This is a genomic window from Streptomyces sp. NPDC102360, assembly GCF_044766085.1.
Lineage (GTDB): Bacteria > Actinomycetota > Actinomycetes > Streptomycetales > Streptomycetaceae > Streptomyces.
On sequence record NZ_JBIWLG010000014.1, the window covers coordinates 1 to 20,075 of the forward strand.

Consider the following 20,075-nt stretch of genomic DNA (forward strand, 5'->3'; position numbering starts at 1 on the left):
GGTTACATTCCGAACCCGGAAGCTAAGCCTCACAGCGCCGATGGTACTGCAGGGGGGACCCTGTGGGAGAGTAGGACGCCGCCGAACTAATTTTAGGGAAAAGCCCGGACCGGGATACGGTCCGGGCTTTTCTGCGTTTAGGGTCGAATTCAAGCATCGTCCATTGGCCCGCCCATCCGGTCAAAGGCGACCGGCGGATTTCAGGGCCAGGTAGGCGTCCGCAAGGGCTGGAGCCAATTCGGATGGGGTGGCGTCCACGACGGTGACGCCGTGGCGGGTGAGTTGTTCGGCTGTGCGGAGACGTTCGGCCTTTGCCTGGGCTGCTGACGCGGCATCGTAGATGGCTTCTGTGGTGCCCCGGGACGATGCCATCGATTCGATTTTCGGGTCGGCCACCGATGCCAAGACGACCGTGTGACGTTTCGTGAGGCGCGAGAGCACGGGGAGGAGGCCCTCTTCGATGGGGGCCGCGTCCAGGGACGTAAGAAGGACGATGAGGGAGCGGCGGTGCGCTGTGTGCAGAGCTGTTGCCGTGAGGCCGCGGGCGTCCGTTTCGATCAGTTCTGGTTCCAGCGGAGCCATGGCGTTGACCAGGGCAGGGAGGACGTCGCCTGCGGTTCGGCCCTGGACCAGGGCGCGGATACGGCGGTCGTAGGCCAGCAGGTCCACGCGATCGCCGGCTCGGGAGGCCAGGGCGCCCAGGAGGAGTGCGGCGTCCATGGAGGCGTCGAGACGCGGGGCGTCACCGACGCGGCCGGCGGAGGTACGGCCGGTGTCGAGGACCAGGAGGATGTGGCGGTCGCGTTCCGGGCGCCAGGTGCGGACGGCCACGGCGGAGTGGCGGGCCGTTGCGCGCCAGTCGATGGAGCGGGTGTCGTCTCCGGGGACGTACTCGCGGAGGCTGTCGAATTCTGTGCCCTCGCCTCTGGTCAACACGCTGGTGCGGCCGTCGAGTTCGCGTAGGCGGGCCAGCTTGGAGGGGAGGTGCTTGCGGCTGTGGAAGGGCGGCAAGACGCGGACCGTCCAGGGGACCCGGTGTGTGCCCTGGCGGGTGAACAGGCCGAGGGGGCCGTAGGAGCGGATGGTGACGCGGTCGGCCGTGCGGTCGCCTCTGCGGGTGGGCTGGAGGCGCGTGGTGACGCGGCGCCTTTCGCCCGCGGGGATGTTCACGCGGTGGCGGGACGACTCGTACTCCATGCCGGCCTGCCAGCTGCTCGGGGGCCAGGCGTCGCGGAGTGCGGCGCGCAAGGGGCGGCGCGCGGGGTTGGTGATCGTGAGCGTGACGTCGGCCGGGTCTCCGAGGCGTACGGAGGTGTCGCCCGAGCGGGTCAGGCGCAGGCGACGTACGGGGGCGGCCAGGGCGAAGTCGCAGGCGCAGGCCAGGGCCAGCGGGGTGTTGACGGCCAGGATGCCGGTCCAGCTGGGGTCCCAGATGCCGACGGGGAGGGAGCCCAGGGCTGCGAGAAGGGCCGTACGTCCGGTCAGTGCCATGGTGGTGTCGTCCTCCGTTGGATGTCGGGTCAGCGGGGGACGGGGACGTGGGTCAGGATCGCGTTGATGACGGAATCCGGGGTGACGCCTTCCATTTCGGCCTCCGGGCGCAGTTGGATGCGGTGGCGGAGGGTGGGGAGGGCGAGGGCTTTCACGTCGTCGGGGGTGACGTAGTCGCGGCCGGTCAGCCAGGCCCAGGCGCGGGCTGTGGCGAGGAGGGCCGTGGCGCCTCGCGGGGAGACGCCGAGGGTGAGTGACGGGGATTCGCGGGTCGCTCGGCAGATGTCGACTACGTAGGCGGTGATTTCGGGGGAGATCGTTGTTTTGGCGACTGCCGTGCGGGCCGTCTCCAGGTCGGCTGCCGTGGCCACCGGGCGGATGCCTGCCGCTTGCAGGTCGCGGGGGTTGAAGCCGGAGGCGTGGCGGGTCAGGACGTCGATCTCATCCTGGCGGGTGGGCAGTGGAACGTTCAACTTGAGGAGGAAACGGTCCAGTTGGGCCTCGGGGAGGGGATAGGTGCCCTCGTACTCGACCGGGTTCTGGGTCGCGACCACCATGAACGGGTCCGGAAGCGGCCGCGGTGTGCCGTCCACCGTCACCTGGCGCTCCTCCATCGCTTCGAGTAGGGAGGACTGGGTCTTGGGTGGCGTGCGGTTGATTTCGTCCGCGAGGACGAGGTTGGTGAAGACCGGGCCCGGCTGGAAGGAGAAGCGGGCGGTGTTGGTGTCGTAGACCAGCGAGCCCGTCACGTCGCTGGGCATCAGGTCGGGGGTGAACTGCACACGCTTCGTGTCGAGTTCGAGGGATGCGGCGAGGGCGCGGACGAGGAGGGTCTTGGCCACGCCGGGCACGCCTTCGAGGAGGACGTGGCCACGGCAGAGCAGGGCCACGACCAGGCCCGTGACGGTGGAGTCCTGGCCGACCACGGCCTTGGCGATCTCCGTGCGCAGGGCCTCCAAAGACGCCCTTGAGCTGCGGGGATCCGTCGCGGGCCCGGCGTTGTCAGTGGTCGGGTCCATCATGAATTCCGTACCTCTCTTTCGAGGGCGTCGAGGTGGTCGGCGAGTGCGATGAGTGCTGCGTCGGTCGCGGGTGGCGGGCCGAAGAGGAGGGTGTGCGGGTCCCGGGCGGGCGTGGGGAGTTGGCGTGCCAGGGCCGGGAGGAAGGTCTCGGGCGAGTGGGCCTGGGAGACGGGGACGCCGATGAGGGGGGCGAGCTTGGTGCGGGTGGAGATACGCAAGGCCGTCGCCGCGCGGTCGCGGGCGTTCGCCTTGCGGTAGAGGCGGGCGCGGCCTTCGACGGTTTCGGAGGCGCGAATCGCGACGGGCAGGCGCTCCTGGACCAGGGGGCCAAGACGGCGTGCGCGCCAGAGCGCGGCCAGTGCTGCCGCGATGAAGAGCTGAAGTGTGCCCCAGAGCCAGCCCTTGGGGATCAGGTCGACGAAGCTGCGGTCGTTCTGTGCGCCGTCCGCAGCCGAGTCGTCGGAGAGGGAGGGGAGGTACCAGACCACATGAGGGCGCGAACCGAGGAGTTGAAGGGCGAGCGAGGCGTTGCCCTGTTCGTCGAGGCGGTCGTTGAGAAGGATGTCGGGGGCGCCGAGGACGATCGTGTCGCCTTCGCCGGAGGGGGACGGCAGGCGCAGGAGCGTGGGGGAGCCGTGGCTCTGGTAGCAGGAGTCGGCGCCGGTGAGTGTCGTGCTGTAGCGGTGGCCGCCGGTGTCCGCGGGGCCGGCGCGGCGGGCCTCGGGCAGCGCGCAGCCGGGTGCGAGGGGCTTGTCGGCGGCGGGCTCGGGGTCGGTGGAGACGCCGGGGGCCAGCGTCTCGACCGCGGCGGCGCCGGGGGCGACGAGGACCGTACGGCCGTCGGAGTCGGCGGTGGCGGCCTGGAGCCGGGACTGCTGGTGGGCCGTGAGCCGGTCGGGCGTGGCGACCAGGAGGGTCGTGTCGGGGCCTGTCGCCGCGCGGGCCTCGGCGGTTGTGGTGACCACGCGCGTGTCGACGCCCCGGTCGGCGAGGAGTTCGGCGACGGCGCGGCTGCCGCGCTGGTCGGCGGAGCGGGGGTCGAGGGCGCCGTGCTGGTCACTGGAGCGGGCCACCGCGAGGAGCACGGCCGCGGCCAAGAGGAAGACCAGGGCCAGGGCGATGCCGCGGGTGCGGGTCCAGATTTGGCGGGCGGTGGGGGTGGTGGATGTGGTGCCGTTGGGGGGCGGCGGCGGTGGTGCAAGTGGGCCGTCCTCAGGCCGCGGGGCTCCGCCCCGGACCCCGCTGCTCAATCGCCGCAGGGGTTTGAAATGCCCACCTGTGCTCAGGGGGTTGATTTGATCATCCGGGCCCAGGGGGTTGATTTGTTCACCTGTGCCTCGGGGGGCGGTTGGTTCACCCGTGCCGCGGGGGTCGGTCGGTTCGGTCACCGGGAGGCTCCCGCGGCGGGCGTGAGGTTGGGGGTCGTGCGTTCCACCTCGGTGTCCAGGGTGGACAGGCGCTCGTACGTCTCCGGGGTCGCGGTGCGGCCGCCGTACGCGATGTCGTCGAAGTCGCGGGCTGCCGCGCGGAGGCGGTCCGCGTGCTGGGGCAGTGGGCGGGCGGCTTCGGCGGCGGCCTCGTCGGCGGTGCGGCCGGGGCGTGGGTCGAGGAGGGCGCGCTCTTCCAGGGAGCGTACGAGGGCGCGCATCCGTTCCTGGACGGCCTGGTTCCAGTGGCCCTGGGCGGCGTGCGCCGCGGCGGCCGAGCGATGTTCTGCGGCGCTGCGCGGGCGGTCGTCGAAGAGCGGGGGCGCGGAGGTGGGAGAGCGGCGCGGTGTGCCGAGGCGCCACCACAGGGCGGCCGCCACGGCGACGACGGCCAGCAGGATCACGAGCAGGCCGACGGTGCCGCCGGGGGCGGCGCCGGACGCGGCGGAGAAGAGCTCGTCGATCCAGTCCCAGAACTTGTTCAAGGCGCGGATGAACCAGTTCGGGTCGTCCTGGTGGTACGCGGGTTTGGACAGTTCGTCTTTCGCCGCTTCCCGCGCGGGGGCGCGCGGGATCCTCACCGGCGGCTCGTCGCCGCCGGTGAGGACCGACGAGATCGTCGTGTGGAGCACTCCCCCAAGTGCGCTCACCCCATCAACTCCCCGGAGTGGCGCCGGGGGCGGACCCGTAATCGTGCAGGCCTGCGGCGCGGGCGAGTTCGAGGTCGAGGGCCTCGCGGCGGATCCGCTGGTCGATGTAGAGGAGCACGGTGACGCCGGCCGTGATCGGGAAGGTGATGGTGGAGCCGACGACCGAGCCGATGCCGGTGATGATGAGGAAGGCCCAGCCGAAGTTCCCGCCGCTGTCCAGGAGTCCGCTGAAGCCGTCTCCGCTGACCGCCCCGGCGATGGCGGTGAACGGGAAGATGATGATCTCCGAGACGATCGCGGCGATCAGGGATGCCAGGATCGTGATTCCGAAGACCCGCCACCAGGAGCCGCGGACCAGCTTGGTGGAGCGGCCCATGGCCTTGCGGACGGTCTGCTTCTCCAGCATCAGCGCGGGCGAGGCCAGGGACAGGCGGACCATCAGCCAGATCGTCACGGCAAGGCCGACGAGACCTCCGACGACCCCGAGTGCGATGCCGCCCGCGGTCGAGCCGAGTGCGCCGACGAGGATGCCGGGCGCGATGCTCACGAGCATGATCGCGGCGGCGATCAGCGGGAGCAGCAGCGTCAGACCGAGCAACCTGAGGATCTGCGGCCGGGCGTCGCGCCAGGCCTCTCCTATGGTGACGGGCCGGCCGAGCACGGCGCGGCTGGTGACCGTCGTCAGCAGGGCCGTCGCGACGATCGTGCCGAGCAGCGTGACGACCGCGACGAGCGCGGAGCCGATCAGGAGCGTGCCCAGGGCGCTGAGGATCTCGCGCGGGGTGGCGTCGGGGTTGTCGAGGGTCGTGGTGGTCGCCGCGTCGTTGAGAGCGAAGCCCTGGAGGAGGACCGCCAGGAGTTGGGTGACCACGGCGACCGTCAGCGAGATGCCGAGGACGGTGCGCCAGTAGGTGCGCATCGTCGACACCGCGCCGTCGAGAATCTCGCCGACGCCGAGCGGGCGCAGCGGGACGACCCCGGGCTTGGCCGCGGAGGGCTTGCTCTGCCAGCCGCCGCCCCAGCCGGGGTAGCCGCCGCCTGCGGGGCCGCCCGGCCCCTGGCCGTAGCCACCGCCTCCGCCTTGGCCGCCCCAGCCTTGGCCGCCCCAGCCCTGGCCCTGGCCGGGAGCCGGCGGGGGCGGGGGAGGGGTCTGGGCGGGGCCGGAGGGTGCGGACCACTGGGCGGGCGGCGGCTGCTCCTTGGACCACTTCGGGTCCTGGCCTGCGGCGTCCTGCGGGGCGGCGTCCTGCGGACCGGTGCCCGGCGCGTCGCCGTTCTGGTCGGGGCCGTCCTTGCGGTTGCCGTCCGGGCCGTCGGAGGGGGCAGATCCGGGCGATGCCCAGCCCGGAGTGTCGTTCATCGTCGCTCCTTCAAAGTGCCCGTCCGCGGTCGCGGCAGCAGGTTGGCTGCCATCGTGCCATGGGGCGGGTGCCGGATGACCTGGCCCCGTGAGGGCTGCACGCCTTCAATTGTCGGGTCGGTACGGGGCAGACTGGGCGGATGGCTGATCAGTACGCGCAATCCGGCGGGGGCATACGGCCCATCGACGGCATACGGTCCGAGGCTGTCGACATCCCGGCGATCCGGTGGGAGGAGCCGGCGGAGGGGCCCGTTCTGGTGCTGCTCGACCAGACGCGGCTGCCCGCGGAAGAGGTCGAGCTGGTGTGCACGGATCCGCAGGCCTTGGTGCAGGCGATCCGTTCCCTGGCCGTGCGCGGTGCGCCGCTGCTGGGGATCGCGGGGGCGTACGGGGTGGCGCTCGCGGCCGCTCGCGGCTTCGACGTCGAGGAGGCGGCGGAGGCCCTGGCGGACGCGCGGCCCACCGCGGTCAATCTGGCGTACGGGGTGCGCAGGGCGCAGGAGGCGTACCGGTCCGCGTTCAGTGGCGGGGCGGATGCCGGGCAGGGTGTCGGGGCGCGGGAGCGGGCTGCCGCGGCGGCGCTCGCCTCGGCGCGGGCGCTGCACGCGGAGGACGCCGAAGCCAGCGTCGGGATGGCCGAGCACGGCCTGCGGCTCCTGGACGAGCTGGTGCCCGGTGGCAATCACCGCATCCTGACGCACTGCAACACCGGGGCGCTGGTCTCCGGCGGTGAGGGCACGGCGTTCGCGGTCGCGCTCGCCGCGCATCGGGCGGGGCGGCTGCGCCGGCTGTGGGTGGACGAGACGCGCCCGCTGTTGCAGGGTGCTCGTCTGACCGCGTACGAGGCCGCGCGCAACGGGATGGCGTACACATTGCTCACGGACAACGCGGCGGGTTCGCTGTTCGCCGCGGGTGAGGTGGATGCCGTGCTCATCGGCGCGGACCGGATCGCGGCCGACGGTTCGGTGGCCAACAAGGTGGGGAGCTATCCGCTCGCGGTGTTGGCGCGTTATCACCATGTGCCGTTCATCGTGGTCGCGCCGGTGACGACGATCGACCCGGAGACCGCGGACGGGGCTTCCATCGAGGTGGAGCAGCGGGCCGGGCATGAGGTGACGGAGGTCACGGCGCCGCGGGTGCCGCTGGCAGGAGTGGAGGCAGGTGGCGGGATTCCGGTGGCACCACTGGGGACGCAGGCGTACAACCCCGCGTTCGATGTGACGCCACCGGACTTGGTGACGGCGATCGTCACGGAGTGCGGCGTTGTGTCGCCTGTGACAAGTGATGGCTTGAGTGAACTGTGTGCCAGTTCACTTCAGGCAACGATGAGCTAATGGGATGATGTGGTCCATGAAGGGACGAGTCCTTGTCGTCGACGACGACACCGCACTGGCCGAGATGCTCGGCATTGTGCTGCGTGGTGAAGGTTTTGAGCCGTCGTTCGTAGCTGACGGCGACAAGGCGCTGGCCGCTTTCCGTGAGACCAAGCCCGATCTGGTGCTGCTCGATCTGATGCTGCCGGGCCGGGACGGTATCGAGGTGTGCCGCCTGATCAGGGCGGAGTCCGGGGTGCCGATCGTGATGCTCACGGCGAAGAGCGACACCGTGGATGTGGTGGTGGGCCTCGAGTCGGGGGCCGACGACTACATCGTCAAGCCGTTCAAACCGAAGGAGCTGGTCGCCCGGATCAGGGCGCGGCTGCGGAGATCGGAGGAACCTGCGCCGGAGCAGCTCGCCATCGGTGACCTGGTCATAGATGTGGCCGGGCATTCGGTGAAGCGGGACGGGCAGCCGATCGCGCTGACGCCGCTGGAGTTCGATCTGCTGGTCGCGCTCGCGCGCAAGCCCTGGCAGGTGTTCACGCGTGAGGTGCTCCTCGAGCAGGTCTGGGGCTACCGGCACGCGGCGGACACCCGCCTGGTCAATGTGCACGTCCAGCGGCTGCGCTCCAAGGTCGAGAAGGACCCGGAGCGGCCGGAGATCGTGGTGACCGTCCGAGGCGTCGGTTACAAGGCAGGACCGAGCTGACGTGTCCCGAAACAGTGCCGCTTCGGCGCCCGGGACCCCGGGGTCCCGCCCGGAGCGGCCTGTGGGACCCGCGGCGGGGCCGACCGCCGCTCGGGGTTCACGGCTGCGCCGCGCCGTCGACGGGAGTCTGCTGCTCCAGGGCGGGATGAAGGGCAGCCCTGTGCTGCGCCTGTTCGCGCGCTGGGTGCGGCGTCCGTTGCTGCCCGCGATGCGGCTGTGGCGGCGGAACATTCAGCTGAAGGTCGTCGTCACGACACTGCTGATGTCGCTCGGTGTCGTGCTGCTGCTCGGCATCGTCGTCATCGGCTCGGTGCGCAACGGGCTGCTCGACGCCAAGGTGAAGGCGTCGCAGAGCCAGGCCGAGGGTGGCTTCCGCGCGGCCAAGGACAAGGCGGACTCCGCGGCGGCCGGGGTGCGGGACGGCGCGTCCGGTGACAGTCGCACCACGTTGAACCCCAACAACTGGATGAGCGAGCTCGTCACGCAGCTCGCGAGTGGCGGCAAGGGCGCGTTCGACGTCGTGACCCTCAGCTCGAGCGATGCCGACAGTGGCAACGGGCGGGCGCCGCGCGGCTCAGGTCTGGTGGACCCGAACCGCAGCGTGCCCGACGACCTGCGGGGACAGGTCGACCGGATCGCCGGCGCGTCGCAGCAGTACACGAAGATCGTTTACGACGGCGGCAAGGACGCACAGGCGGGCCTCGTCGTCGGCAAGCGGCTCAACGATCCGCAGGGGCACGCCTACCAGCTGTACTACCTCTTCCCGCTGACGCAGGAGGAGAAGTCCCTCGGCCTGGTCAAGGGGACGCTCGCGACGGCCGGGCTCTTCGTCGTGGTGCTGCTCGGGGCCATCGCCTGGCTCGTCGTGCGGCAGGTCGTCACGCCGGTGCGGATGGCGGCAGGTGTCGCGGAGCGGCTCTCCGCGGGCCGTCTCCAGGAGCGTATGAAGGTCACCGGCGAGGACGACATCGCGCGCCTGGGCGAGGCCTTCAACAAGATGGCGCAGAACCTGTACTTGAAGATCCAGCAGCTGGAGGACCTGTCGCGGATGCAGCGGCGGTTCGTCTCGGACGTGAGCCATGAGCTGCGTACGCCGCTGACGACGGTACGGATGGCCGCCGATGTCATCCATGAGGCGCGGGTCGACTTCGACCCCGTGACCGCGCGGTCCGCGGAGCTGCTGGCCGACCAGTTGGACCGGTTCGAGTCGCTGCTGGCCGACCTGTTGGAGATCAGCCGGTTCGATGCCGGGGCGGCGGCGCTGGAGGCCGAGCCGATAGACCTGCGGGAGGTCGTACGGCGCGTGGTGGGCGGCGCCGAGCCGCTCGCGGAGCGCAAGGGCACACACATCCGGGTCGTCGGCGACGACCAGCCGGTGGTCGCCGAGGCGGACGCGCGGCGTGTGGAGCGCGTGCTGCGCAACCTGGTGGTGAACGCCGTGGAGCACGGCGACGGCCGGGACGTCGTGGTGCGGCTCGCGGCCGCGGGAGGCGCGGTCGCCGTCGCGGTACGCGACTACGGAGTGGGGCTCAAGCCCGGCGAGGCGACCCGCGTGTTCAGCCGCTTCTGGCGGGCCGACCCGGCACGCGCGCGTACCACGGGTGGAACGGGACTCGGCCTGTCGATCGCCCTGGAGGACGCGCGGCTGCACGGCGGGTGGCTGCAGGCGTGGGGCGAGCCGGGCGGCGGCTCACAGTTCCGGCTCACGTTGCCGAGGACGGTGGACGAGGCGCTGCGCGGTTCGCCGATACCGCTGGAGCCGGAGGATTCGCGGCGGGGCCGTGGACTCGGTGACGCCGGTCCGCAGGGCGCCGACGGCAAGAAGCTGGCCACCGTGCCGGCCCAGGCATCGCCCGCACCGGCCAACGCCCCGATCGCCCCGCGCGCCGCGCAGGCGGCGGTGTCCGCCGACCCCACGGCGCTGCCCGGCAGCGGCGCGCGCGTGGTGGCGCGCGGCGGGGCGACGAGCGAGCCGCGGCAGGCCGACGACCATGACGAACACGGTGCCCCGGAGGGGCACGGTGGGCGTGACGAGCGCGGCGGGCCGTACGCGGCGGACGACGAGGTGTCGGCGGAATCCGGGGCGCCCGCGCGGGCGCGTACGGAGCGGACCGCGGCGACATCGCGCGGTGAGGGGAGCGACGGCGGTCGTGGATGAACAGCGGATGCCGCGACAGCGGCGCGGGATGCGGGCCGGAATCCTGGCCGGGTGCGGGGCGCTCGTACTCGCCGGGTGCGCGTCGATGCCGGACAACGGAGGCCTCGAATCGGTCGAGGCCTCGCAGCGCCCGGACTCGCAGGTGCGGGTCTTCGCCCTGCCGCCGAAGGACAACGTCGGGCCCTCCTCCATCGTCGAGGGCTTCCTTGAAGCGCTGACCAGTGACGACCCTTCGTACACGATGGCGCGCAAGTACCTGACGTCGAAGGCCGCGAAGAACTGGGAGCCCGGGCGGCAGACCGTGGTGCTCGACGAGGGCCCCAGCACGCGCCCGGCGGGCCGGCCGAATTCCGGGAACGACGGCCGCTCCTACGAATTGACCGGGCATCAGGTCGCCACGGTCGACCAGCAGCAGGCGTACCAGCCGGGGGGCGGGTCGTACCAGGGGGGTCTGCACCTGACGCAGGTGAACACCTCCAAGGGCAAGCAGTGGCGGATCGATGCCCTCCCGGAGGGGGTCGTTCTTGGCGAGTCCGACTTCCAGCGGATCTACAGTTCCGTCAACAAGTACTACTACGCGGTGGATTCCACGTCGGGCGGCGAGGCCGGGCAGCGGCGTCTGGTCGCGGACCCCGTCTTCGTACGGCAGTGGACCGATCCGCTGACGGAGACCGTCAAGGAGCTGTTGCAGGGGCCGACGCGCTGGCTGAATCCGGTGGTGCGGACGGCGTTTCCGACACATGCCGCGCTGAAGAAGGGCACCGACTCGCTGGCGCCGGACGACGCCAACAAGCTGACGGTGCCGTTGAACGAGGCGGGCAGCAGGGCCGGGCAGGCCAAGTGCAAGGAGATGGCGGCCCAACTGCTGTTCTCGCTGCGGGACCTGTCGTCGTCGAGCGTGAACGAGGTGGAACTGAAGCGTTCCGACGGCCGGTTCATGTGTGCGATGACCGAGGACGGGGCGGACGCGCTCGCGGCGCCGCGCTCCACCGGGCGCGTCCCGGACCAGTACTTCCTCGACGCCAAGGGCCGCTTGGTACGGATGCCGGGCAAGAGCAGGTCGGACAAGAGCCCCGAGCAGGTGCCGGGGCCGCTGGGCGAGGGCGAGCAGGTGCTGCGTTCCGTGGCCGTCTCGCGCGATCAGGAACGGGCGGCGGGGGTCTCGAACGACGGGCGCTCGCTGTACGTGGCGTCGCTGATCTCGGGCGCTTCGCTGGGGGACCCGGTCGCGCGCAGTCACGCCAAGGCGGAGAAGAACGGCTTCACGACGCCCAGTTGGGACGGGAACGGCGACCTGTGGGTGGCCGACCGTGATCCGAAGCATCCGCGGCTGCTGATGTTCGGGCAGGGCCAGGCGGACAAGGTGCAGAAGGTTCGGGTCGAGGGGCTCGGCGACGACGCCACCATCGAGACGGTGAAGGCGTCCGCCGACGGAGCGCGCATCGCGCTCCTTGTGGCGGAGAAGGACACCACGTCGCTGTGGATCGGGCGCGTCGAGCGACACCCCGACGCGAACGGCGACACGGAGGCCTCGGTGACCGAACTGCGCCGGGCCGCACCGCAGATGGAAGAGGTCACGGCCGTGTCGTGGGCGGGCGACAGCCGGCTCGTCGTCGTCGGCCGGGAGCCCGGCGGGCTGCAGCAGATGCAGTACGTGCTGAGCGACGGATCGATGCCGACCGGGCAGGCGCTGCCGGGTCTGACCAGGGTCAGCGAGATCGCGGCATCGGACAACGACGAGTTGCCGCTGCTCGCGCACTCCGACGACGGAATCGTCCGCCTGCCCTCCGGGGCGGCGTGGCAGTCGGTGCTCAAGGACGGGACGGCTCCGGTCTATCCGGGGTAGCGACGCGTAGTGACCCCGGGCCGGCGACCCGGGTGTCACCCCTACGAGCTCAACCCCTGGTCACAACCGTCGAGTTGTCCACAGGGCGTTGTCCACAGGGCTGGTGGGGCGGCCCGCGGGTCGGCACAGTGGTGGGTATGCGGGGGTGGTGGCAGGACCTCTCCGATCTGGTGCTGCCGGCCGAGTGCGCCGGATGCGGCAGATCTCGTACGACGCTGTGCGCGCGCTGCTCGGCGGCGTTGCGCGGCGCCGGGCCGGGCAGGGTGTGGCCGCGCCCTGCTCCGCCGGGGATGCCGGTCGTGTTCGGTGCCGTCCCGTACCGGAACGCGGTGCGGGCCGTGCTCCTCGCCCACAAGGAGCGCGGTGCGCTCGGCCTCGCCCGGCCGCTGGGCGTGGCGCTGGCCGGGGCTGTGCGGGCCGGACTCGCGGACGGCGGGGATGGTTGTGGCGGCGCGGTCGGGAGGGCCCCTGGCGGCCCTGTGGGCCCCGTGACGCTCGTCCCTGTGCCCTCCGCGCCGCGGGCCGTGCGGGCGCGCGGGCACGACCCGACGCGGCGGATCGCGTACGCGGCGGCCGCCGAGCTGCGCCGTGCGGGGGTCGCGGCGCGGGTACTCGCCGTGCTGCGGCAGCGGCGCGCGGTGGCCGACCAGTCGGGCCTGGACGCCCGGCAGCGGCTGGTGAATGTGACGGGGGCTCTGGAGGTGGTGGGCGGTGGCAGCGGGTTGCTCACCGGAGATGGCCGGATCGTGCTGGTCGACGACCTGATCACGACGGGCGCCTCTTTGGCGGAGGCGGCGCGCGCAATAGCGGTCGCGACCGGTTACGTGAAGATCGATAGGGAACGCGGGGCGGATCGGGGCCGCTCGGAGGCAGGTCCGGGAAAGGCCGGCGAGATCGCCGGGAGCGCGTTTCGGGCGGCCGTGGTGGCAGCGTCTCCGGAATCCTTCGAAATAAACCGGAACTAGTTGGGAATCTGCATCGTTGCAGGTAGAGACAGGGTTCATTCGCTCGGTTGGAGGTACGTGTCAGTAGAGGGTGCCGACAACCGTCCGGGCGAGATATGTTCGGTTGTGAGGAACTCGGCAGGAAAGATCTCAGCCGCTCCTCACCATTGGATTGCCGTGTCAGGCGCATTGCACAGACAATTTCGCAATCAGTCGTCGTGGTGGGGTGTAGATCTTGTCCACGGGGGAGGAGGAGGTGGAAGTCACCGAGTCCGAGACTCCGGAAGTGGCCGGAGTCTGGTGCAAGAGGGAGATGCTCCGCCCAAGGAGTGGGGCTATCCGGGAACGGAGTTCTGCGTGGACATCGTCGTCAAGGGCCGCAAGACCGAGGTACCAGAGCGGTTCCGTAAGCACGTGGCCGAGAAGCTGAAGCTGGAGAAGATCCAGAAGCTCGACGGCAAGGTGATCAGCCTCGACGTCGAGGTGTCCAAGGAACCGAACCCCCGGCAGGCGGACCGGTGCGAGCGCGTGGAGATCACTCTGCGCACGCGTGGCCCGGTGATCAGGGCGGAGGCCGCGGCAAGCGACCCGTACGCGGCGCTGGACCTGGCCACGGACAAGCTCGACGCGCGCCTGCGCAAGCAGCACGACAAGCGGTCGTCGCGGCGCGGCAAGCGGATCTCGGCCGCGGAGGTCGCCGAGCACGTTCCGGACGCCGCTCTGCTGAACGGGGACGGCACGATCGCCAAGGCCGAGGAGGCCGAGCCCGACGGCGTACCGACCACCAAGATGGGCTCGCTCGAGGTCAAGGGCGAGGGTCCGCTCGTCGTCCGTGAAAAGACCCACGTGGCGGCGCCCATGACGCTCGATCAGGCGCTCTACGAGATGGAGCTGGTCGGGCACGACTTCTATCTGTTCGTCGACTCCGAGACCAAGGAACCCAGCGTCGTCTACCGGCGGCACGCCTACGACTACGGCGTCATCCACCTCAGCACCGACCCCATGGTCTCCCAGGTCAGGGGGGCCGACGGGGGCGACGCCATCGGCGGCTGACCACAACTGACACCCACTCATCGGGTGCCCCTGAGGTGCGTATGCGCCCCCAGGGGCACCCTTGTGCGACCCCCTTGTGTACCGCACGGCCATCGCGCCGAGGCCGCGGCATGAAATCATGGCCGGGCCGGGTCAACCGGCGTGCTGGTGCCTCGGGTTGGCGCGGCACAGGAAGACGGGCCGCGGCCTTCAGGGGGAGGAACGATGGCGGACAGCTTCGGACTGATGCGGGGCGAGGACGCCGGTGCCGGCGAGGACGGCGCCGGCATGGGGCCGGATGCGGGTTCCTCGCGCGAGGAACCCATCCGGGTGCTTGTGGTGGACGATCATGCCCTGTTCCGGCGCGGCCTGGAGATCGTCCTCAAGGCCGAGGAGGACATCCAGGTCGTCGGTGAGGCGGGTGACGGGGCGGAGGCCGTGGACAAGGCGGCCGATCTGCTGCCGGACATCGTCCTCATGGACGTACGGATGCCCAAGAGAGGCGGCATCGAGGCGTGCACCTCCATCAAGGAGGTGGCGCCCAGCGCCAAGATCATCATGTTGACGATCAGTGATGAGGAAGCCGATCTCTACGACGCGATCAAGGCGGGCGCGACGGGATATCTGTTGAAGGAGATCTCGACCGACGAGGTGGCCACCGCCATTCGCGCCGTGGCCGACGGGCAGTCGCAGATCAGCCCGTCCATGGCGTCGAAGCTGCTCACCGAGTTCAAGTCGATGATCCAGCGCACGGACGAGCGTCGGCTCGTGCCCGCGCCCCGGCTGACCGACCGGGAGCTCGAGGTGCTCAAGCTGGTGGCCACGGGTATGAACAACCGGGACATCGCCAAGGAGTTGTTCATCTCCGAGAACACCGTGAAGAACCACGTGCGCAACATCCTGGAGAAGCTGCAGCTGCACTCCAGGATGGAGGCCGTGGTGTACGCGATGCGGGAGAAGATCCTGGAGATCCGCTAGGGCTGCTGGGACAGGGCTTCGATCAGGGACTTCTTCAGGGGTGCCGACTCCATGTGTTCCACCCTCACGCTGTCGCAGCCGACCCAGCTCGCCGCTTCGTGGAGTGCCGTCGCCACCGCCGGGACGGCCTTCGGGCCGTCCAGGGAGACCTGCTTGGCGACCAGGGTGCTGCCCGCTCGCGCGGGGTCCACGCGGCCCACGAGGCGGCCGCCGGACAGGACCGGCATCGCGAAGTAGCCGTGGATCCGCTTCGGCTTGGGGACGTAGGCCTCCAGGCGGTGCGTGAAGCCGAAGATCCGCTCCGTACGGGCGCGTTCCCAGATGAGGGAGTCGAAGGGCGACAGGAGTGTCGTGCGATGGCGGCCGCGGGGTGCTGATTCCAGGGCCGCGGGGTCGGCCCAGGCCGGTTTGGAGCCCCAGCCCTCCACCGTCACCGGGACGAGGCCGGTGTCCTCGATCACCGCGTCGAACTGTTCGCTCTTCAGTCGGTGGTAGTCCGCGATGTCCGAGCGCGTGCCGACGCCGAGCGCCTCGCCGGCCTGGCGGACCAGGCGGCGGACGCACTCGGTGTCGTCGAGGTCGTCGTGCAGCAGGGCCGACGGGATCGCGCGCTCCGCCAGGTCGTAGATCCGCCTCCAGCCGCGGCGCTCCACGCAGACCACCTCGCCGTACATCAGCGCGCGCTCGACGGCGATCTTCGACTCGGACCAGTCCCACCACTCGCCCTTGTTCTTCGCGCCGCCCAGTTCCGTGGCGGTGAGTGGGCCCTCCGCGCGGAGTTGCTTGATCACCTGGTCGTAGGCGCCGTCGGCGAGGTGGTGGTGCCAGTGGGGGCGGGTGCGGTAGGCGCGGCGGCGGAAGGCGAAGTGCGGCCATTCCTCGATGGGGAGGACGCAGGCGGCGTGCGACCAGTATTCGAAGGCGTGCGGGGTGGGGGACGTCCCTGTGCCCGGTGTCCAGTACGCCGATTCGACCTTGGTCCGGGGGACGGCGCCCAGGCGGGCGTAGGGGATCAGCTCGTGCGAGCGGGCGAGTACGGAGATCGTGTCGAGCTGGACCGCGCCGAGGTGGCGGAGTACGCCGCGGACGCCGGCCTTGCGGTCGGGGGCGCCGAGGAAGCCTTGGGCGCGGAGGGCGATGCGGCGGGCCTCGTCGGCGGACAAGGGGGTGGTGGGACGGGGCGAGGTCGTCATGGCCGGAACGATAGGGGGAGGGTCTGACAACGGGGTGGGGGCCGAGGGTGGAGTGCCGAGGGTGGGGTGCGCGGCGTCGGGGTTTCCGGCTGTGGCGGGGTGGGCGCTGACCGTGGTGGCTGACCGGCACCGGGGTTTCCGGCTGCGGCGGGGTGGGGGCCGACCGTAGCGCCTGCCCGGCGCCGGGGTGCCGCCTTGCCCACCCTGCCGCCCCTGGCGGCAGGGTGCCCAAGGCGGCCGGGAAGGCGGCCGGGGCGGCAAGGGCTGGGTCAGTTGGGGGCTGGGAGGTAGGGGAGGGGGGTGGGGAGGGAGAGGTCGGTGGGGAGGAGGGAGGCGAGCCAGCAGTCGCGTAGGACGCCCTTGTTGGGCATGGCCGCGCGGAGGGTGGCCTCCAGGGTGAAGCCCGCGCGTTCCGCCACCGTGAGGGAGCCCACGTTGCCGACCTCCGCGCGCCACTCCAGGCGCGAACAGGAGAGGTCGGTGAAGGCCCAGCGGGCCACGCCCAGGACGGCCTCCGTCATATAGCCGCGGCCGCGGAACCGTTTGGCCGTCCAGAAGCCGATTTCCCAGGCACCCGCGCGCGGGTGGTGGAGCGCGACCGCACCGACCACCGGGCCGCGGGCCTCGGTCCGTATCGCGAAGGTGTACTCCGTGTCACCGAGCCAGCCGTCCGCGACGACGCGGTTGATGAAGTATTCGGCGTCCACGCGCGCGTACGGCGAGGGAATCGTGGTCCAGCGCTGGATGTCGGGGTCCTGGGCCGCGACGTACACCTCGTCGATGTCGGCGGGCACGAAGGTGCGCAGCTGCAGGCGGTCGGTGGCGAGCGTCACGGGGTCCATCGCCCGATTCTGCTCGGCACGCGGCAGGGGCGCCATGACTTTTCGTGGGCTGTACCGGCACCTTCGCGGCGGCCCGCGCGTTGGACGTGATGGCAGACCTCCCGGCACGGTGGGGTCCTCGCATACGATGGCCGTTGCTCTAGTAGTCCTTAGTAGTTCCAGTAGTCCCCAGTAATACCTAGACGTTTTAGAGAAACCGACCGTGCCAGGCCCGACCGGCAAGGAGACCAACCCCCGTGTCCGTCCTCCAGAAGATCATGCGTGCAGGCGAAGGCAAGATCCTGCGCAAGCTGCACCGCATCGCGGACCAGGTCAACTCCATCGAAGAGGACTTCGAGAGTCTCTCCGACGCCGAGCTGCGCGCCCTCACGGACGAGTACAAGCAGCGGTTGGAGGACGGGGAGACTCTCGACGACCTGCTGCCCGAGGCGTTCGCCACCGTCCGTGAGGCCGCCCGGCGCGTGCTGGGCCAGCGCCCGTACGACGTGCAGCTGATGGGCGGCGCCGCGCTCCACCTCGGTTACGTGGCGGAGATGAAGACCGGTGAGGGCAAGACCCTGGTCGGCACGCTGCCGACGTACCTGAACGCGCTGTCCGGCAAGGGCGTCCACCTGATCACGGTGAACGACTACCTGGCCGAGAGCCAGTCCAAGCTGATGAGCCGTGTTCACAAGTTCCTCGGCCTGTCCGTCGGCTGCATTCTTGCCAACATGACGCCGGCGGAGCGCCGCGAGCAGTACAACTGCGACATCACGTACGGCACGAACAACGAGTTCGGCTTCGACTACCTCCGCGACAACATGGCGTGGTCCCAGGACGAGCTCGTCCAGCGCGGCCACAACTTCGCGGTGGTCGACGAGGTGGACTCCATCCTCGTCGACGAGGCCCGTACGCCGCTGATCATCTCCGGCCCCGCCGACCAGGCCACGAAGTGGTACGGCGACTTCGCCAAGCTCGTCACGCGCCTCAAGAAGGGCGAGGCGGGCAACACCCTGAAGGGCATCGAGGAGACCGGCGACTACGAGGTCGACGAGAAGAAGCGCACCGTGGCCATCCACGAGCCGGGTGTGGCCAAGGTCGAGGACTGGCTCGGGATCGACAACCTCTACGAGTCGGTCAACACGCCGCTCGTGGGTTACCTGAACAACGCGATCAAGGCCAAGGAACTCTTCAAGAAGGACAAGGACTACGTCGTCATCGACGGCGAAGTCATGATCGTCGACGAGCACACCGGCCGTATCCTCGCCGGCCGCCGCTACAACGAGGGCATGCACCAGGCGATCGAGGCGAAGGAAGGGGTCGACATCAAGGATGAGAACCAGACCCTCGCCACCATCACCCTTCAGAACTTCTTCCGGCTCTACGAGAAGCTCTCCGGCATGACCGGTACGGCGATGACCGAGGCCGCCGAGTTCCACCAGATCTACAAGCTCGGCGTCGTCCCGATCCCGACCAACAAGCCGATGGTCCGTGCGGACCAGGCCGACCTGATCTACCGCACCGAGGTCGCCAAGTTCGACGCGGTGGTCGACGACATCGCGGAGAAGCACGGGCAGGGTCAGCCGATCCTGGTGGGTACGACGTCCGTCGAGAAGTCCGAGTATCTGTCGCAGCAGCTCAACAAGCGCGGTGTTCAGCACGAAGTGCTGAACGCGAAGCAGCACGATCGTGAGGCCGCGATCATCGCCCAGGCAGGCCGCAAGGGCTCCGTCACCGTCGCCACGAACATGGCCGGTCGTGGTACCGACATCAAGCTCGGCGGCAACCCGGACGACCTCGCCGAGGCCGAGCTGCGCCAGGCCGGCCTCGACCCGGTCGAGCACGTCGAGGAGTGGGCGGCCGCGCTGCCCGCCGCGCTGGAGAAGGCGGAGCAGGCGGTGCGGGCCGAGTTCGAGGAGGTCAAGGACCTCGGCGGGCTCTACGTACTCGGTACGGAGCGGCACGAGTCGCGGCGTATCGACAACCAGCTGCGCGGTCGTTCCGGCCGTCAGGGCGACCCGGGTGAGTCCCGCTTCTACCTGTCGCTCGGTGACGACCTCATGCGGCTCTTCAAGGCGCAGATGGTCGAGCGCGTGATGTCGATGGCCAATGTGCCGGACGACGTACCGATCGAGAACAAGATGGTGACCCGCGCCATCGCCTCCGCGCAGTCGCAGGTCGAGCAGCAGAACTTCGAGACGCGTAAGAACGTCCTGAAGTACGACGAGGTGCTCAACCGGCAGCGCGAGGTCATCTACGGTGAGCGCCGCCGTGTCCTGAAGGGCGAGGACCTGCACGAGCAGGTGCAGCACTTCATGGACGACACGATCGACGCCTACATCGGTGCCGAGACCGCGGAGGGCTTCGCCGAGGAGTGGGACCTCGACCGGCTGTGGGGCGCGTTCAAGCAGCTCTACCCGGTCAAGGTCACCGTGGAGGAGCTCGAGGAGGAGGTCGGGGACCGGGCCGGCCTCACCGCCGAGTTCATCGGCGAGGCCGTCAAGGACGACATCCACGCGCAGTACGAGGAGCGCGAGGAGCAGCTCGGCTCCGAGATCATGCGGGAGCTGGAGCGCCGGGTCGTGCTGAGTGTGCTCGACCGCAAGTGGCGTGAGCACCTCTACGAGATGGACTACCTCCAGGAGGGCATCGGCCTGCGGGCCATGGCGCAGAAGGACCCGCTGGTCGAGTACCAGCGCGAGGGCTTCGACATGTTCACCGCCATGATGGAGGGCATCAAGGAGGAGTCCGTCGGCTACCTGTTCAACCTGGAGGTCCAGGTCGAGCAGCAGGTCGAGGAGGTCCCGGTGGAGGACTCCAAGCCCGCCGCGTCGCTCGACAAGGCCGACAGCCAGGACGCCGTGCCCGCGCAGGCCGGTGGCCGCCCGGAGATCCGGGCCAAGGGCCTGGACGCTCCGCAGCGCCCCGACCGGCTGCACTTCCAGGCGCCGAACGCCGAGGGCGGTGTCGACGAGGGCGACTTCGTGACCGAGGGCGGGCCCACGCGCTCCGCGGCGGACGGGATGACCCGCGCGGAGCGGCGCAAGCAGCAGAAGGGCCGCCGCCGCAAGAAGTGACGCGCGGCGCGCGACACGGTGCGTGAAGCGGCGTGCGACACGGTGCGT

General features: G+C 70.4%; 15 protein-coding genes and 1 rRNA gene. 9 read left to right on the forward strand and 7 right to left on the reverse strand.

The features are described 5' to 3' along the window. Nucleotides 1-87 (forward strand): 5S ribosomal RNA (gene rrf / locus ACIRHA_RS36530); the annotation flags it as partial. 93 nt (nucleotides 88-180) lie between these two features. Here rrf and ACIRHA_RS36535 read toward each other — a convergent pair. The 5 genes from ACIRHA_RS36535 to ACIRHA_RS36555 all read right to left on the reverse strand — a co-directional run bounded on the left by ACIRHA_RS36535 (nucleotide 181) and on the right by ACIRHA_RS36555 (nucleotide 5,950). Then, nucleotides 181-1,491, reverse strand: a complete 1,311-nt coding sequence (locus ACIRHA_RS36535) for a DUF58 domain-containing protein (RefSeq protein ID WP_403854966.1) — start codon at nucleotides 1,489-1,491, stop codon at nucleotides 181-183. Nucleotides 1,492-1,520: 29 nt separating this feature from the next. Beyond that, nucleotides 1,521-2,510, reverse strand: a complete 990-nt coding sequence (locus tag ACIRHA_RS36540) for an AAA family ATPase (RefSeq protein ID WP_403854968.1) — start codon at nucleotides 2,508-2,510, stop codon at nucleotides 1,521-1,523. Next, nucleotides 2,510-3,655 (reverse strand): DUF4350 domain-containing protein, encoded by a 1,146-nt coding sequence (locus ACIRHA_RS36545; protein ID WP_403855334.1) that lies wholly within the window; start codon nucleotides 3,653-3,655, stop codon nucleotides 2,510-2,512. Before ACIRHA_RS36545 ends, ACIRHA_RS36540 begins: the two co-directional genes overlap by 1 nt. 242 nt (nucleotides 3,656-3,897) lie before the next feature. Further along, nucleotides 3,898-4,590 (reverse strand): DUF4129 domain-containing protein, encoded by a 693-nt coding sequence (locus ACIRHA_RS36550; protein ID WP_403854970.1) that lies wholly within the window; start codon nucleotides 4,588-4,590, stop codon nucleotides 3,898-3,900. Between the two features lie 4 nt (nucleotides 4,591-4,594). Beyond that, the gene (locus ACIRHA_RS36555) at nucleotides 4,595-5,950 is read right to left on the reverse strand and encodes a glycerophosphoryl diester phosphodiesterase membrane domain-containing protein (protein WP_403854972.1); all 1,356 of its coding nucleotides are present in this window, start codon (nucleotides 5,948-5,950) and stop codon (nucleotides 4,595-4,597) included. A 140-nt stretch (nucleotides 5,951-6,090) separates the two neighbouring features. On the opposite strand from ACIRHA_RS36555, the gene mtnA reads away from it, so the two are divergent. The 7 genes from mtnA to ACIRHA_RS36590 all read left to right on the forward strand — a co-directional run bounded on the left by mtnA (nucleotide 6,091) and on the right by ACIRHA_RS36590 (nucleotide 14,936). Continuing rightward, nucleotides 6,091-7,284 carry an S-methyl-5-thioribose-1-phosphate isomerase gene (gene mtnA / locus ACIRHA_RS36560; protein ID WP_403854974.1) on the forward strand — a complete coding sequence of 398 codons (1,194 nt, stop codon included), beginning with the start codon at nucleotides 6,091-6,093 and terminating at the stop codon, nucleotides 7,282-7,284. 4 nt (nucleotides 7,285-7,288) lie between these two features. After that, the gene (gene mtrA / locus ACIRHA_RS36565) at nucleotides 7,289-7,978 is read left to right on the forward strand and encodes a two-component system response regulator MtrA (protein ID WP_306324333.1); all 690 of its coding nucleotides are present in this window, start codon (nucleotides 7,289-7,291) and stop codon (nucleotides 7,976-7,978) included. 1 nt (nucleotide 7,979) lies between these two features. Further along, nucleotides 7,980-10,136, forward strand: a complete 2,157-nt coding sequence (gene mtrB / locus ACIRHA_RS36570; protein WP_403854976.1) for an MtrAB system histidine kinase MtrB — start codon at nucleotides 7,980-7,982, stop codon at nucleotides 10,134-10,136. Nucleotides 10,137-10,164: 28 nt separating this feature from the next. Continuing rightward, nucleotides 10,165-11,982 carry an LpqB family beta-propeller domain-containing protein gene (locus ACIRHA_RS36575; protein WP_403855336.1) on the forward strand — a complete coding sequence of 606 codons (1,818 nt, stop codon included), beginning with the start codon at nucleotides 10,165-10,167 and terminating at the stop codon, nucleotides 11,980-11,982. A gap of 137 nt (nucleotides 11,983-12,119) precedes the next feature. Further along, nucleotides 12,120-12,947 carry a ComF family protein gene (locus ACIRHA_RS36580; protein ID WP_403854978.1) on the forward strand — a complete coding sequence of 276 codons (828 nt, stop codon included), beginning with the start codon at nucleotides 12,120-12,122 and terminating at the stop codon, nucleotides 12,945-12,947. A 336-nt stretch (nucleotides 12,948-13,283) separates the two neighbouring features. After that, a complete protein-coding gene (gene hpf / locus ACIRHA_RS36585; RefSeq protein WP_351341985.1) occupies nucleotides 13,284-13,979 on the forward strand; it encodes a ribosome hibernation-promoting factor, HPF/YfiA family in 696 nt (231 codons plus the stop codon). Nucleotides 13,980-14,183: 204 nt separating this feature from the next. Further along, nucleotides 14,184-14,936 carry a response regulator gene (locus ACIRHA_RS36590; RefSeq protein ID WP_403854980.1) on the forward strand — a complete coding sequence of 251 codons (753 nt, stop codon included), beginning with the start codon at nucleotides 14,184-14,186 and terminating at the stop codon, nucleotides 14,934-14,936. On the opposite strand, the gene ACIRHA_RS36595 is transcribed toward ACIRHA_RS36590, so the two are convergent. Beyond that, nucleotides 14,933-16,129, reverse strand: coding sequence for a winged helix-turn-helix domain-containing protein (locus ACIRHA_RS36595; protein WP_403854982.1), 1,197 nt, complete (start codon nucleotides 16,127-16,129; stop codon nucleotides 14,933-14,935). The genes ACIRHA_RS36590 and ACIRHA_RS36595 overlap by 4 nt on opposite strands. A 269-nt stretch (nucleotides 16,130-16,398) precedes the next feature. Then, complete coding sequence (locus ACIRHA_RS36600; RefSeq protein WP_403854984.1) at nucleotides 16,399-16,971, reverse strand: GNAT family N-acetyltransferase; 573 nt, start codon at nucleotides 16,969-16,971, stop codon at nucleotides 16,399-16,401. 236 nt (nucleotides 16,972-17,207) lie between these two features. Between ACIRHA_RS36600 and secA the strand changes: the two genes are divergently transcribed. Next, nucleotides 17,208-20,027, forward strand: a complete 2,820-nt coding sequence (gene secA / locus ACIRHA_RS36605; protein ID WP_403854986.1) for a preprotein translocase subunit SecA — start codon at nucleotides 17,208-17,210, stop codon at nucleotides 20,025-20,027. The last annotated feature ends 48 nt before the right edge of the window (nucleotides 20,028-20,075 follow it).

Excerpts from the sequence above, each read along its gene's own strand:
- ACIRHA_RS36535 (WP_403854966.1), bottom strand. The coding sequence starts at position 1,491 with ATGGCACTGACCGGACGTACGGCCCTTCTCGCAGCCCTGGGCTCCCTC.
- mtrA (WP_306324333.1), top strand. The coding sequence starts at position 7,289 with ATGATGTGGTCCATGAAGGGACGAGTCCTTGTCGTCGACGACGACACC.
- ACIRHA_RS36595 (WP_403854982.1), bottom strand. The coding sequence starts at position 16,129 with ATGACGACCTCGCCCCGTCCCACCACCCCCTTGTCCGCCGACGAGGCC.
- ACIRHA_RS36600 (WP_403854984.1), bottom strand. The coding sequence starts at position 16,971 with ATGGACCCCGTGACGCTCGCCACCGACCGCCTGCAGCTGCGCACCTTC.
- ACIRHA_RS36580 (WP_403854978.1), top strand. The coding sequence starts at position 12,120 with ATGCGGGGGTGGTGGCAGGACCTCTCCGATCTGGTGCTGCCGGCCGAG.
- ACIRHA_RS36575 (WP_403855336.1), top strand. The coding sequence starts at position 10,165 with ATGCGGGCCGGAATCCTGGCCGGGTGCGGGGCGCTCGTACTCGCCGGG.
- ACIRHA_RS36540 (WP_403854968.1), bottom strand. The coding sequence starts at position 2,510 with ATGGACCCGACCACTGACAACGCCGGGCCCGCGACGGATCCCCGCAGC.
- ACIRHA_RS36590 (WP_403854980.1), top strand. The coding sequence starts at position 14,184 with ATGGCGGACAGCTTCGGACTGATGCGGGGCGAGGACGCCGGTGCCGGC.
- ACIRHA_RS36555 (WP_403854972.1), bottom strand. The coding sequence starts at position 5,950 with ATGAACGACACTCCGGGCTGGGCATCGCCCGGATCTGCCCCCTCCGAC.
- mtnA (WP_403854974.1), top strand. The coding sequence starts at position 6,091 with ATGGCTGATCAGTACGCGCAATCCGGCGGGGGCATACGGCCCATCGAC.